Origin of the sequence: Pseudomonas sp. lyk4-TYG-107 (assembly GCF_030209055.1) — a bacterium.
Classification (GTDB): domain Bacteria; phylum Pseudomonadota; class Gammaproteobacteria; order Pseudomonadales; family Pseudomonadaceae; genus Aquipseudomonas; species Aquipseudomonas putida_A.
Genome location: NZ_JARVST010000006.1, coordinates 194,510 through 207,022, shown reverse-complemented (window position 1 = coordinate 207,022; position 12,513 = coordinate 194,510). Strand labels below are relative to the sequence as shown.

Below are 12,513 nucleotides of genomic sequence, written 5' to 3'. Positions count from 1 at the left end.
GAATACAACAATGTCCAAGAAAATTTTCGTAACCGACACCATCCTGCGCGACGCTCACCAATCGCTGCTCGCCACCCGCATGCGCACTGAAGACATGCTGCCGATCTGCGACAAGCTCGATAAGGTCGGCTACTGGTCGCTGGAGTGCTGGGGCGGTGCGACGTTCGACGCCTGCGTGCGCTTTCTGAAAGAAGACCCGTGGGAGCGTCTGCGCCAACTGCGCGCCGCGCTGCCCAACACCCGTCTGCAAATGCTTCTGCGCGGGCAGAACCTGCTGGGCTACCGCCACTACAGCGACGACGTGGTCAAAGCTTTCGTTGCCAAGGCAGCGGTCAACGGCATTGATGTGTTCCGCATCTTCGACGCAATGAACGACGTGCGTAACCTGCGCGTAGCGATCGAAGCGGTGAAGGCTGCCGGCAAACACGCTCAGGGCACCATCGCCTATACCACCAGCCCGGTGCACACCATCGACGCGTTTGTGGCGCAAGCCAAGCAGATGGAAGCCATGGGTTGCGACTCGGTGGCGATCAAGGACATGGCCGGTCTGCTGACACCGTACGCCACCGGCGAACTGGTTCGCGCACTGAAAGCCGAGCAATCGCTGCCAGTGTTCATCCACTCGCATGACACGGCTGGTCTGGCGGCGATGTGCCAATTGAAAGCCATCGAAAACGGTGCCGATCACATTGATACCGCGATCTCCAGCTTCGCCTCGGGCACCAGTCATCCGGGCACCGAGTCGATGGTTGCTGCGCTCAAAGGCACCGAGTACGACACCGGTCTGAACCTGGAGCTGCTGCAGGAAATCGGTCTGTACTTCTACGCCGTGCGCAAGAAGTACCACCAGTTCGAAAGCGAGTTCACCGCCGTCGATACCCGTGTGCAAGTCAACCAGGTACCCGGCGGGATGATCTCCAACCTCGCCAACCAGCTGAAAGAGCAGGGCGCACTGAACCGCATGGCCGAAGTGCTGGCGGAAATCCCGCGGGTGCGTGAAGACCTCGGTTTCCCGCCACTGGTGACCCCGACTTCGCAGATCGTCGGCACCCAGGCGTTCTTCAACGTGCTGGCCGGCGAGCGCTACAAGACCATCACCAACGAAGTGAAGCTGTACCTGCAGGGCGGTTACGGCAAGGCGCCGGGCGTGGTTAACGAAAAACTGCGTCGTCAGGCCATCGGCAGCGAAGAGGTGATCGACGTACGTCCTGCCGATCTGCTCAAGCCGGAGATGACCAAGCTGCGTGCCGACATTGGCGCACTGGCCAAGTCTGAAGAAGACGTGCTGACTTTCGCCATGTTCCCGGACATCGGCCGCAAATTCCTCGAAGAGCGTGCCGCCGGCACCCTGGTTCCGGAAGTGCTGCTGCCGATCCCTGAGGCCGGCGGTGTGGCGAAGGCCGGTGGCGAAGGCGTACCGACCGAGTTTGTCATCGACGTCCACGGCGAAACCTACCGCGTCGACATCACCGGTGTCGGCGTGAAGGCCGAAGGCAAGCGTCACTTCTACCTGTCCATCGATGGCATGCCGGAAGAAGTGGTGTTCGAACCGCTCAACGAATTTGTCGGCGGTGGCAGCAGCAAACGCAAACAAGCATCGGCACCGGGCCACGTCAGCACCACCATGCCGGGCAACATCGTCGATGTGCTGGTCAAGGAAGGCGACACCGTCAAGGCCGGTCAGGCGGTGCTGATCACCGAAGCGATGAAGATGGAAACCGAAGTTCAGGCAGCGATTGCCGGCAAGGTCACCGCCATCCATGTGGCCAAGGGCGACCGGGTGAATCCTGGCGAAATCCTGATCGAGATCGAAGGCTGAGATAACTGCCGCGATTCAACGTTTTAAACCTCGGGGGGGCATGTGCTCCCCTTTTTTTTCGCCTGCAATATGCTGTTCTTTGTAGGGGCTGCCGCAGGCCCGAGCCTGCGGCAGCTACACGTCGCTTTGTGTCAGAACGCCATGCGCCACTGGCCCATCATGCCGTAACTGCGGCTGTCGCTACCGGCCTCGCCAGTGAGCCCAACGCCCAGAGTGTTACGGGCGGACAGGGTCAGATCCAGACCGGCGTCCAGCGTGAAGCTGTTGCGATCCATCTCGGCCCCGGCGACTTCAAAGCTTCTGCCACCCTTGACCAGTTGCTGGCGCGTTTCGTTATCGAGCTCGCCGTAGGTATGTTTCACGCTGGCGCTGAGACGTGGCGTCAACTGCATGCCGTTGGCCAGGTGACTGGTTTTCGCCAGGCGCAGGCCGACGGTGCTGCTCGGGTTCGCCCGGGTCTGCCCCTGAACCTTGAGCGCCGCATCGCCACCTTTCTCGGTGTAACCATCACGCTGATAGCGTTGATAACCGACACTGGCGAACGGTTCGAAGCTGACGTTGCCACGTCCCAGGTTGTAGCCGACTTCGGCAAACACCTGCTGGGTGCTGGCGTCATAGCTGCTCTTGAGGCGATCACTGAAACCATTGAAGGCAACGCGACGTTTGCCACTGCCGTCATGACTGCCGTAAGCGGCCCCCAGGCGCAGGGCGAACGGGCCGTCCTGACGCAGCGCGTAGGCGCCGAGGTGCCAGCTGTCGAGATCGCCGTCAAACTGTTGGGCATCGAGCCGGGTTTGCGCTTTCGCCCCCATCAGGCCGACATGCCATTGCTCGTCGATTCGCCAGTCGGCCCCCATGATCAGACCTTGAGTGGAATGCTTCAGGACACTGTCGGCGTCCCGGTCGACCTTGCCGCCATGTCCCAGAGCTTGCAGCCAGACCCGTCCATTGCCTTCGTCGGAAGCAGCCAGACGTGGTGCATTCCCTGAGCTCCGCGCTCCATTGGCGCTGTCCAGTTGATGCATGGCCGAAAGCATGCTGGCGCTGAGCGGATTGACGCTGCTCAGTGTGGCTTTGGCGAGGTTGGCGTTGCTGCCGGCGGCGAGTTGTTCGAGAGCCACGCTGGCCGTTGGCTTGCTGGCGCCGAGCAGGGCCGTGACGGCAGTATTTTGAGGTGTGGCCGCGCCCATGGCTGTGCTTGGTTGGCGAGATACCGCAGGTTCTTGAGGTTGCTGAGGTTGCTGAGGTTGCTGAGGTTGCTGAGGTTGCTGAGGTTGCTGAGGGGTGGAGGGTGTCTCGTCAATGCTTTGCGCGAGCGCCTGACTATTCTGCGTGGTCGCAAGGTTTTCGAGCGGCACATCGTTACGGGCATAGAGCAAGCCCACTCGTTGTGTTTCGTAGTGCAGCGTCGGGGTCATGTATGCCAGATCGTTTTCAACGGTGCCGAACTGTCCCTCAATCTTTCCCGCTTCCAGAACGGTGTGCTGACTGCTTTGCGGGTAGTCGCCGGCGGTGACGAGTTTCAGGGTGGCGTCACCCAAATGAGCGGTTCCCTTGACGATCACGGTGGGACTGTTGCCGGAGGCATCCACGGCATAGGCCAGCACGGCAGAACGGGCCAGGCGCAGATCTCCCGCGACCTTGGGTGCGCCGTAGACATCGTCGACGGTCATGCGTCCGTATACGTTCAAATGATTAACCGCACCATTCCCGGCTATATGGCCGTTTTCCTGAACCTCCACCATGCCGTCAATCAGGCCCTGGTTGGTCAGGTCGCCGCCAGACGCGACAGTGGCGCCGCCATTGATCGCCCCTTTGTTGATCAAGATGCCCTCGGTCACTGCCGTACCCAGAATTTGCCCTTCATTGACCAGCAATGCCTTTGGATGAACCAGTACACCGAGGCTGAAATCACCCGGTCCGCTGCGGGTCCAGCTCCCGCGCCTGACCTCCAGCCCACTGAAGTTACGGGTTTCACCCAGCACGCCTTTCCTGTTCGCGTCGAGTTGCAGCAGGTTGTCGCCCCCGCCACCGTCGACCAGGCCGGCGAAGCTGCCCCGAGATTGCACGGTGACAAGGTCATTGCGCTCATCAAGCGCCAGCGCCACACCCTCCTGTGCCGGATAGGCTTTGCTGACCTTCAGTTGGACGGTTTCCGGATGATTGGTGAAAGCGTTGATCGCTGATTTGAATGCTTCAGGGGATGCGCGAGAGATGCCTTGAGTGTCGGGCGGTGCGTCCTGAGCCATGGACAGATCGGCACATCCCATGGCCAGAGTAATGGCCAGTGTCAGGTGTTTTGGTCGAAAGTGGAATTGAACGGGCATCGAGTTCAGCCTCTCGTGGAAGGAGGCCAAACTCTAAGTTGGAGCCGGCAGGCGCCGATGTCAGCCGGATCGCTCGGTGCTGCGGGCTGCGTCTGTTTGATCTTCGGAAAAGAGCGGCTCGACAAAAATTGGCGGATTACGTCGTGCCGTCGCGTTGTCTTTTCCTACAAATTGAATTGCCATTAGCCGCTTGTAATGATCAGAAATTCATTTGCCAGTGCCGATCAACCCGTGGTTGCGACGGTTGCTTCCAATCTCGCCGCTGCAGGGCGAGAAAGGCATGGATGGAGGGCCTTTTGTTACTAGCGGGCGGTCCGTAAATCGAGGGGTTCTTACAGAATGAAGTCGGAGGATGACCTGCATTATTTTGCGTTCAGATGATCTTAAGCTCAGTCGTATCTGCATTTTGTTGCAGATTGCAACGCCCCATCATCCGTCGAAATGCACTATATTGCATCTGCGAACAATAAATCCTCTGTTTGAATGCAATTAAATGCAGGTGTCGAGACATGTACGACCTGACATTACAGATATTCAGTGCTGGAAAATGGCACGACGCAATGATTCTCAGGTTCGACAATCCTGAAAAGGGGTTCGAAAGTCGCTGCAGCTTCGGCTACGAGACGCCATACCTTGTCGAAAATATTGAAGCCACAGGCTCTCCGTTTTCCAAGGCCGTCAGTGCGTTGTATCCATTGGATTGGGAAGGGCGACGCTCCAGTACGCCCGCATTTGTCTATGACATTGCCCCCGCAGGAGCGGCAAAAAGATTTCTGCTTGCGCGTCTGGGGCAGGAGAAACCGGCGCATATCGGTACCGATCTGTATCTGCTCGGCCAGAGCACTCCAGCTCCCATTGGCAATATGCGCATAAAAGAGTCGGCCGAGGCTGTCGATGAGCGTGAGCCCATCGGATTCAAGCGTGAGGATGTTGTTCACCGCGACAGTCGCTTTCTGGAATATGCCTATGAGCAAGGTGCGGCAATTGGTGGTGCTACAGGGGCAGGCGGTGAAGCACCGAAGCTATTGTTGACTGAAAACAAGGCCGGCCTTTTGTACCCCGATGCGGTATTGGGCGATGAAGAGGTCAGGCAGCATTGGTTTATAAAATTTGCCAGAAACAAAGGAAGTCTGGTCGATCAAGATATCCTGCGCAGCGAGTTCCATTACTACAAGGCGCTTCAGAAACTCGGCATTGAAACGATCGCGGTAGAAGGTTTGGCACTAGAAGAGGCGAGTAAGCCGAGCTTGTGGATGCAGCGCTTTGATCGAGAAGTAACGAACGGTGAAGTCAGTCGTTTTGCTGTCGAGTCGATTTATTCACTGGCTCAAGTAACGGCGCCGGGAAGTGCAATGAACCATATGGATGTCATCCGCATGCTCGCCGGGCTCTGGCGAAAAGCAGGACAGGCCAGTCAGATTCCCGCACTGGTGACGGATTACTTACGTCGGGACCTGATCAACAAGATCCTCGGTAACTCGGATAACCATGGTCGTAACACCGCGATAATTCGCCAGGAAAGTTCGTTTCGTCTGGCGCCGATCTATGACTTGGCCCCGATGGTCATGGATGACGAGGGTGTGACCCGTACAACCAAATGGCCAAAAGATCTGGAGAGGGCGGGAGAGGTCGATTGGCGGGGAGTGTGCCGCGCATTGGCTGATATCACCGATCCTAAAGACCCTTTGGCAGGTTTGACCGACGCATCAGATCCTTTCGAACGCTTGCGTGAAGATGCCCAGCGTCTGGCGGCGCTCCCCGACATATTGACGGCGAGTGGTTTGCCCGACAGAACGATGAACCACCCGGGAATCCATCTGAAAAATCTGGAGCAACGCTTGAAAGAGTGGGATCTGAAATGAGCATGACAGTAGCCGAGCGCACGGTGCTCATCGAAAACATTCAAGAGGCGCTGGCCCAAGGGACACTGGAGATCGGTGAAGCGGTTCGTCGTCTACGCGTGGAAGTGACCGGTCTGCATCAAACCCAGTTTGCCAGGATGTGCAAAATATCGGTTCGCACGCTGGTGCATATCGAGCATGGCGAGGGCAATCAGACATTGAAATCGTTGAATGCGGTGTTTCGTCCGTTTGGACTGAAAATGGGCGTGGTGCGGATCCGACGAGAGATCAATTAAAAACCGACGCTGGCGCAAGGTGCTGATTAACCTAGCTACGCCGCACATAAGCCTTGCCGTAATACCGCTCCATGCGCGCCTGGATCAGCTCCAGACCGATCGACATCAGCCAGTAAATGATCGCCGCCGTGGTCAGCATCTCGATGTAGCGGTAGCTCGAGCGTCCGTAAGACTGCGCCAGAAACATCACTTCCCAGACGCCCATCACCGAGATCAGTGACGAGTCCTTGAGCATCGAGATGAACTGGTTGGTGGTCGGCGGGATGATCGTGCGCATCGCCTGGGGCAGGGTGATGCGCCAGAAGATCACGCTCTCGCGCATGCCCAGCGCCAGCGAAGCTTCGCGTTGGCCGTAGGGCACGCCGAGGATACCGGCGCGGAAAATTTCGCTGAGGTAGGCGCCGTAGTTAAGTGACAGGGCAATGATCCCCGCCACCACCGCGCCGGGCACCACACCCAGTTGCGGCAGGCCGAGGTAGATCAGCAGGATCTGGATCAGCAGCGGCGTGCCGCGAAAGAACGAGGTGTAGAAACTGGCGATCCCGAATGCCACGGCGCTTTTCGACAGGCGCGCCAGAGCGGTGACGAAGCCCAGCAAGGACGAGGCGACGATCGCGCAGGCGCAGAGAAACAGGGTCAGTGCCGCGCCCTGCAGAAAGCCGTTGGGCGCCAGGTGCACGCCGAGCAGATTCGGCAGCTTGTCGAGGATGATCGAGAGCTTCAGGTCGAAGCTGAGGAAAAAACCGGCAAACAGGCTGAACATCGCCGCCCAGGTCAGGTACAGGCGCGTGCGGAAACCAAGCAGCCGTTGCAGGCGCGATTCAGCCACCGGTTGCGGCGGCTGTGGAGGTGTCGGGAAGGCAGTCATTGGCTGATATCGGCGCCGATCCATTTCTGCGACAGCTTGCTCAGCGTGCCGTCCTGCTTGAGTTGCGCAAACACCTCGCGCACTTTGGCGTCCCACTCGGCATCACCCTTTTCGATGGCCACCGAGTTCGGCTCCGAGTACAGCGGCGCGCCGGCCAGTTTGAAGCGCTGGTCCTGATTCAGGCGCGGCTGCGCGGTCACCAGGTTGGTGAGGATGGCGTCCAGGCGCACACCGGCGCCCAGGCCCAGGTCCTGGAAGGCAACGTTGTCGGTATCGTACGGAGCGATCTGCACATCCTCGAACGGGTACTCCAGACGCGTGTCTTCGGCGCCTTCGATGACCAGATTCTTGTTCAGATAGCTTTCGTAGCTGGAGGCGCTGGTCAGGCCGACTTTCTTGCCGCTCAAGTCTTTGGCGCCGTGGATGCGATCGTCCTTGGCGTTGACCACGATCACGGCGGGCGAGGCGTAGTACTCGACCGGGAAATCGAACACTTCGGCGCGCGCCTTGCTCGGGGTCATGGAGCAGATGCAGATGTCATAGCGCCCGCTCCAGCGGCCGGCAGCGATCACGTCCCAGGATGGTGTTTCGAGGCGCAGCTTGACCCCCAGCTTGTCCGCAACGGCTTTGGCGACGTCCACGTCGAAGCCGTCGAGCTGATTCTGCTCATTGAGAAACGAGAAGGGTGGGTAGCTTTCCATCAGCACGCCGACCAGTTGTTTTTTCTGTTCGACGCGATCGAGTGTGGCGCCGCCGAAGGCTTGAGTGGACGCGGCCAGAATCGTCAGGCCCAGGGCCAGTAGCGGTTGAAGTTTCACAGTCGACACCTGAAAAAAAGGGGTTGTTATTAACCGAATGGTGCGTATTAAATAGTTATAAGAACCACTCTGGTAGTGAGTAATTTTCATAAGCATATGAGCGAAAAGCATATGGGCACAGCAAGCACGGTAATTCTCGATGGCGGCATGGGCCGTGAGTTGCAACGCGCCGGGGCGCCGTTTCGGCAGCCCGAGTGGTCGGCGCTGGCCCTGATCGAAGCACCGCAAGCTGTCGAAGCGGTGCACGCCGCCTACATCGCCAGCGGCGCCAATGTGATCACCAGCAACAGCTATGCGGTCGTGCCGTTTCACATCGGCGAGGCGCGGTTTGCCGCTGAAGGTCAGGCACTGGCGGCGTTGGCCGGAGAGCTGGCGCAGCGTGCGGTGCAGGCCTCGGGCAAAGCGGTGCGAGTGGCCGGTTCGTTGCCGCCGCTGTTCGGCTCCTATCGCCCGGATCTGTTCGAAGCGGCGCGGGTGAACGAATTGCTGACGCCACTGGTGACCGGCCTGGCGCCACATGTCGACCTGTGGCTCGCGGAAACCCAGAGCTCGATCATCGAGGCGCGTTCCATTCGCGCCGGTCTGCCGCAGGACGGCAAACCGTTTTGGCTGTCGTTTACTTTGAAGGATGAAGACACCGATGAGGTGCCGCGTCTGCGTTCCGGCGAACCGGTGGCCGAAGCAGCGGCGGTGGCGGCGGAATTGGGCGTCGAGACGCTGCTGTTCAACTGCAGCCAGCCGGAAGTGATCGGTGCGGCGATTGATGCGGCGCGCGATACCTTCGAACGCCTGGGTGTGCAGATTCATATCGGCGCGTATGCCAATGCGTTTCCACCGCAACCGAAAGAGGCGACCGCTAACGACGGTCTCGACCCGCTGCGCGACGATCTGGATCCGCCAGGGTATCTGCACTGGGCGAAGGATTGGCAGCAGCGTGGTGCCAGTCACCTGGGCGGTTGCTGCGGGATCGGCCCGGAACACATCGCGGTGCTGGCGCAAAAGTTGGGGTAAACAACAAATCAAAAGATCGCATCCTGCGGCAGCTCCTACATGGGATTGACGTTCACCCTGTAGGAGTTGCCGCAGGCTGCGATCTTTTACATTTACAGACTCAGGAACGGCACTCGACCAAACCTTTCACCTGCCCGGTCGGCGTCTGGTTGGCATCGCTCAACCACTGCTCGAACCCTGTCGCAATCGCCGGCCACTCCGAATCCACAATCGAATACCACGCGGTATCGCGGTTCTGGCCCTTGACCACCATGTGCTGGCGGAACACGCCTTCGAAGCTGAAGCCCAGGCGTTCGGCGGCGTATTTGGAGCGGGCGTTGCCGTTGTTGCACTTCCACTCCAGGCGACGATAGCCCTGTTCGAAGGCGTATTTGGCCAACAGGTAAACCGCTTCGGTACTCTTCGGTGAACGTTGCATTGGCGCACCGAAGGTGACGTGGCCGATCTCGATGCGCCCCTGCGCCGGGACGATCGACATCAGGCTCAGAATGCCTTGCACCTGGCCCGTGACGCGGTCGATCACGCTGAAGAAATACGGATCGCTGCTGGCCGCATGGTTGTTCAGCCAGTCATTGAAAACGCTGCGTTGCGGGAACGGCCCATAGGGCAAGTAATCCCACAGCTTCGGGTCGGCGCCGGGGCCTTCGAGCGCGTTGAACAACTCGTCGCCGTGGCGCGCCGGGTCGAGGCGTTCCAGGCGGATGAACCGGCCTTCGAGCAAGGTGGCGGTGGGGGCGGGGACGCCTTTCCAGTCGGCAAGTGCAGTGGTCATGTACGCGGCTCCTTAAATGGCTTTGCGAAACTGGATGAATCCCGGGCGCTCGGCGATGCGCTCGTAGAGCTGAATCGCGGTGGCATTGGTTTCGTGGGTCAGCCAATGCACTTTGCAGCAACCGTCGGCCTTGGCAGTGGCGTAGACGTGTTCGATCAGCAAGCGACCGACGCCGGTGCCACGAGTCTCCGGTGCCACCAACAGATCCTGCAAGTAGCAGGAGTTTTCGATGCTCCAATTGGAGCGGTGATAAATGAAATGCACCATGCCCACTGCTTTGCCGTCAGCCCAGGCGAGGGCGGCGTGGGTTGGCTCACTCGCGTCGAGGAAACGCTGCCAGGTGCTGTGCGTGACGGCGTCCGGCAACTCGGTATTGTAGAAGCGCAGGTAGGCCTGCCACAGCGGCAACCAGGCGGCGTGATCACCGGCGGTCACCGGGCGGATCTGGATCTGACTCATGCTGATTTCCTTAACGCATCAAGTGGGCGAGGGTTCGGTCGGCGATGTCGGGGCTGGCAGCCAGGCCTTCGCGCACGCCGGCAATGTCTTCGGCGCTGCGGTTCTGGCTGAGCTTGCGCTTGCCTTCGAGGCGGTCGATGGGAATGGCGAAACCGACGATGGCCTTGAGCATGCCGTCGATGTAGTCGGCCGGCGCATCGTCGACCTTCCACGGTTGTGCGCGACCGGCTTCATGGCGATCAGTCAGCGTGCTGACGATGTCGAGCAGGCGCCCGCCGTCGCTGAAGGTTTCGGCGTGGCCGTAGGCGTGCACGGCGACGTAGTTCCAGGTCGGCACGACTTTGCCGTGCTCGGCCTTGCTCGGGTAAAACCCCGGGCTGACGTAGGCGTCGGGGCCGGCAAAAATCAGCATCGCTTCAGCGCCGTCGCGCAGGTCTTTCCATTGCGGATTGGCTTTGGCCAGGTGCCCGTACAGCGTGCCGTTCGGACCCTGTTCGCGGTGCAGCAGCACTGGCACGTGGCTGGCTTGCAGGCCGTTTTCACCGTGGCTCACCAGAATCGCGAGGCGAGTGGCGAGGATCAGTTCGTGCAGTTGCGACAGTTCGTCGATGGCAAAGGCGCGGGGCGTGTACATGGATAGATTTTCCTTGGCGAATGCCTGCATCCTAGGCAGGCTATTGGTCTGTTGTAAGAGCCATTGATGACCAATTTCATAGGTCCATTGTCATGCCCGAATCGCCCACGCTGTCCATGCCGTTCAATCCGGCCGGTATCGAGCTCGACCGCCGTCAGGGTTTGAGCCGCCAGCTCTATCAGGCGCTACGTCTGCGCGTGCTGGACGGGCGTCTGGCCAGTGGCACGCGGCTGCCGGCCAGCCGTGATCTGGCGACGGCGTTGGCGATTTCCCGCAACAGCGTGGTGCGCGCCTACGATCAGCTGTACGCCGAAGGCTTCATCGAAGGCCGGGTCGGGGACGGCACGTATGTCGCCCAGTTGCTGCGCAGCGCATTGCCCACGAAAAAACTATCCACAAAAGTATCCACAGGGTTTTCAACAAGCTTACCCACAGCCTTATCCACAAATTGGCTGGATTTACCTGTGGTTCCATCCAGTAAAGTTATCCACAGCGACGCAATTCAGCGGGTTGAAAACAATCATCTGGCCCTGCCACCCAGTGGTCCGCCGCGTGCTTTTCGGGTCGGCGTTCCAGCCTTCGATCTGTTCCCGTTTGACGTCTGGGCCAAGCTGAACGCGGCTTTCTGGCGCAAGCCGGATTTGCAGCAGTTGTGTTATGGCGATCCGGCGGGCGATGCGCGGTTGCGCGGGATGATCGCGGCCTATTTGCGCAGCTCACGGGGCATGCAGTGCACGGCTGAGCAAATTGTGATCACCAGTGGCGCACAGCAGGGCATAAGCCTTTGTGCACAGTTGCTGGTAGCGCCGGGCGACGGCGTAGCGATTGAAAATCCCGGGTATCGAGCGGCCGGTCATGCCTTCGCCGTGGCCGGTGCCCGGTTGCACGGGGTGGCGGTGGACAGCGAGGGAATCGACTGCCAGCAACTGGCAGGACTGACCGATTGTCGCCTGACCTATGTCACGCCATCCCACCAGTACCCCACGGGGGTGGTAATGAGTCTGGCCCGCCGCCTCGAATTGCTGGCCTGGGCCGAGCGCACGCAGGGCTGGATCGTCGAGGATGATTACGATGGCGAGTATCGCTACAGCGGCGCGCCGCTGGCGCCTTTGGCCGCTCTCGATCGACAGGGGCGAGTGCTGTATGTGGGAACGTTCGGCAAGGTCGCGTTCCCGGCGTTGCGCCTGGGGTATCTGGTGTTGCCGCCGGGGTTGGTGAAGGCATTTGCGCAAAGGCGTGCGGTGGATGTGCGTCACTCCGAAGTCAGTACCCAGGCGGTGATGGCCGAGTTCATGGCCGCCGGGCATTTCCAGCGGCACATCCGACGCATGCGCCGCGCGGCGCTGAGCCGACGCAATGTCCTGCTCGGTGGCTGGCCGCAGAATATTGCGGGCGTCGGCCAGTTGCCCGGCGTTGCCGCCGGGCTGCACCTGACCGTGCCGGTCGCCAGTGTGGCGCGTGAAAGCCAACTGATCGAACTGGCGCGTAGCGTCGACGTTGAGATCAATGGTCTGAGCAGTTATTGGCTGCCTGATTCCACGACCCCGGTCGACCAGCGCGCCGGACTGGTGCTGGGCTTTGCCGCGGTGCCTGAGCGCGCAATCGAAGCGGCGCTCGAGCGTTTGCGAACCGTGTGGCACACCCTCTGAAGCGGGCGCAGATCGATGC

At 60.0% G+C, this 12,513-nt stretch carries 11 protein-coding genes; 5 read left to right on the top strand and 6 right to left on the bottom strand.

What is annotated here, in order from left to right:
• Positions 1 to 10 precede the first annotated feature (10 nt).
• The gene (gene oadA, locus QRN61_RS06670) at positions 11 to 1,819 is read left to right on the top strand and encodes a sodium-extruding oxaloacetate decarboxylase subunit alpha (protein ID WP_007962245.1); all 1,809 of its coding nucleotides are present in this window, start codon (positions 11 to 13) and stop codon (positions 1,817 to 1,819) included.
• Positions 1,820 to 1,950: 131 nt separating this feature from the next.
• Here oadA and QRN61_RS06665 read toward each other — a convergent pair whose 3' ends face one another.
• Positions 1,951 to 4,146, bottom strand: a complete 2,196-nt coding sequence (locus QRN61_RS06665; protein ID WP_285373450.1) for an autotransporter outer membrane beta-barrel domain-containing protein — start codon at positions 4,144 to 4,146, stop codon at positions 1,951 to 1,953.
• Positions 4,147 to 4,655: 509 nt separating this feature from the next.
• Between QRN61_RS06665 and QRN61_RS06660 the strand changes: the two genes are divergently transcribed.
• Complete coding sequence (locus QRN61_RS06660; RefSeq protein WP_285373449.1) at positions 4,656 to 6,008, top strand: HipA domain-containing protein; 1,353 nt, start codon at positions 4,656 to 4,658, stop codon at positions 6,006 to 6,008.
• The gene (locus tag QRN61_RS06655) at positions 6,005 to 6,283 is read left to right on the top strand and encodes a helix-turn-helix domain-containing protein (protein ID WP_027610348.1); all 279 of its coding nucleotides are present in this window, start codon (positions 6,005 to 6,007) and stop codon (positions 6,281 to 6,283) included. Before QRN61_RS06660 ends, QRN61_RS06655 begins: the two co-directional genes overlap by 4 nt.
• Before the next feature lie 31 nt (positions 6,284 to 6,314).
• Here the strand turns inward: QRN61_RS06655 and QRN61_RS06650 are convergent, their stop codons facing one another.
• Both QRN61_RS06650 and QRN61_RS06645 read right to left on the bottom strand, forming a co-directional pair.
• Positions 6,315 to 7,151, bottom strand: a complete 837-nt coding sequence (locus QRN61_RS06650) for an amino acid ABC transporter permease (RefSeq protein WP_095137758.1) — start codon at positions 7,149 to 7,151, stop codon at positions 6,315 to 6,317.
• The gene (locus QRN61_RS06645; RefSeq protein WP_027610350.1) at positions 7,148 to 7,969 is read right to left on the bottom strand and encodes an ABC transporter substrate-binding protein; all 822 of its coding nucleotides are present in this window, start codon (positions 7,967 to 7,969) and stop codon (positions 7,148 to 7,150) included. Before QRN61_RS06645 ends, QRN61_RS06650 begins: the two co-directional genes overlap by 4 nt.
• Positions 7,970 to 8,080: 111 nt before the next feature.
• Here QRN61_RS06645 and QRN61_RS06640 point away from each other — a divergent pair, with 111 nt between their 5' ends.
• Complete coding sequence (locus tag QRN61_RS06640) at positions 8,081 to 8,980, top strand: homocysteine S-methyltransferase family protein (protein WP_027610351.1); 900 nt, start codon at positions 8,081 to 8,083, stop codon at positions 8,978 to 8,980.
• A gap of 100 nt (positions 8,981 to 9,080) precedes the next feature.
• Here the strand turns inward: QRN61_RS06640 and QRN61_RS06635 are convergent, their stop codons facing one another.
• From QRN61_RS06635 to QRN61_RS06625, 3 genes are read right to left on the bottom strand one after another with little or no spacing between them, the layout of a single operon-like run.
• A complete protein-coding gene (locus QRN61_RS06635) occupies positions 9,081 to 9,752 on the bottom strand; it encodes a GNAT family N-acetyltransferase (protein WP_285373448.1) in 672 nt (223 codons plus the stop codon).
• A gap of 12 nt (positions 9,753 to 9,764) precedes the next feature.
• The gene (locus QRN61_RS06630) at positions 9,765 to 10,211 is read right to left on the bottom strand and encodes a GNAT family N-acetyltransferase (protein WP_027610353.1); all 447 of its coding nucleotides are present in this window, start codon (positions 10,209 to 10,211) and stop codon (positions 9,765 to 9,767) included.
• Between the two features lie 10 nt (positions 10,212 to 10,221).
• Positions 10,222 to 10,845 carry an FMN-binding negative transcriptional regulator gene (locus tag QRN61_RS06625; protein ID WP_027610354.1) on the bottom strand — a complete coding sequence of 208 codons (624 nt, stop codon included), beginning with the start codon at positions 10,843 to 10,845 and terminating at the stop codon, positions 10,222 to 10,224.
• Between the two features lie 92 nt (positions 10,846 to 10,937).
• Between QRN61_RS06625 and pdxR the strand changes: the two genes are divergently transcribed.
• On the top strand, positions 10,938 to 12,494 hold the full coding sequence (gene pdxR / locus QRN61_RS06620) for a MocR-like pyridoxine biosynthesis transcription factor PdxR (protein WP_285373447.1): 1,557 nt from the start codon (positions 10,938 to 10,940) through the stop codon (positions 12,492 to 12,494).
• Positions 12,495 to 12,513: the final 19 nt, after the last annotated feature.

Coding starts and splice junctions, on each gene's coding strand:
- QRN61_RS06630 (WP_027610353.1), bottom strand. CDS start 10,211: ATGAGTCAGATCCAGATCCGCCCGGTGACCGCCGGTGATCACGCCGCC.
- QRN61_RS06640 (WP_027610351.1), top strand. CDS start 8,081: ATGGGCACAGCAAGCACGGTAATTCTCGATGGCGGCATGGGCCGTGAG.
- QRN61_RS06650 (WP_095137758.1), bottom strand. CDS start 7,151: ATGACTGCCTTCCCGACACCTCCACAGCCGCCGCAACCGGTGGCTGAA.
- QRN61_RS06665 (WP_285373450.1), bottom strand. CDS start 4,146: ATGCCCGTTCAATTCCACTTTCGACCAAAACACCTGACACTGGCCATT.
- QRN61_RS06625 (WP_027610354.1), bottom strand. CDS start 10,845: ATGTACACGCCCCGCGCCTTTGCCATCGACGAACTGTCGCAACTGCAC.
- QRN61_RS06655 (WP_027610348.1), top strand. CDS start 6,005: ATGAGCATGACAGTAGCCGAGCGCACGGTGCTCATCGAAAACATTCAA.
- oadA (WP_007962245.1), top strand. CDS start 11: ATGTCCAAGAAAATTTTCGTAACCGACACCATCCTGCGCGACGCTCAC.
- QRN61_RS06660 (WP_285373449.1), top strand. CDS start 4,656: ATGTACGACCTGACATTACAGATATTCAGTGCTGGAAAATGGCACGAC.
- pdxR (WP_285373447.1), top strand. CDS start 10,938: ATGCCCGAATCGCCCACGCTGTCCATGCCGTTCAATCCGGCCGGTATC.
- QRN61_RS06635 (WP_285373448.1), bottom strand. CDS start 9,752: ATGACCACTGCACTTGCCGACTGGAAAGGCGTCCCCGCCCCCACCGCC.